1 protein-coding gene is annotated in these 369 nt (G+C 56.4%); it reads left to right on the forward strand.

Going from position 1 to position 369, the window contains the following annotated elements; all coding sequences use genetic code 11:
* Positions 1-369, forward strand: a 369-nt coding sequence (locus tag HMPREF3108_RS10945; RefSeq protein WP_256262225.1) for a hypothetical protein, incomplete at both ends; no start/stop codon positions are given.

Consider the following 369-nt stretch of genomic DNA (forward strand, 5'->3'; position numbering starts at 1 on the left):
AGCGAATCAGCCTCAACGAGTGCGTCAGTAAGCGCAAGTGAGTCCGCATCTACAAGTGCATCGGTAAGTGCAAGCGAATCCGCGTCTACGAGTGCATCGGTAAGTGCAAGCGAATCAGCCTCCACGAGTGCGTCAGTATCTGCAAGTGAATCAGCGTCCACGAGCGCATCCGTGAGTGCAAGCACGTCCGCGTCCACGAGTGCCTCAGTATCTGCGAGCGAATCGGCTTCCACGAGCGCCTCAGTTTCTGCAAGCGAGTCAGCTTCGACGAGTGCGTCAGTAAGCGCCAGTGAGTCCGCCTCCACTAGTGCCTCAGTATCTGCAAGTGAATCCGCGTCTACGAGTGCGTCAGTATCTGCAAGTGAATCC

The organism is Streptococcus sp. HMSC10A01, assembly GCF_001807785.1.
GTDB classification, from domain to species: domain Bacteria; phylum Bacillota; class Bacilli; order Lactobacillales; family Streptococcaceae; genus Streptococcus; species Streptococcus gordonii.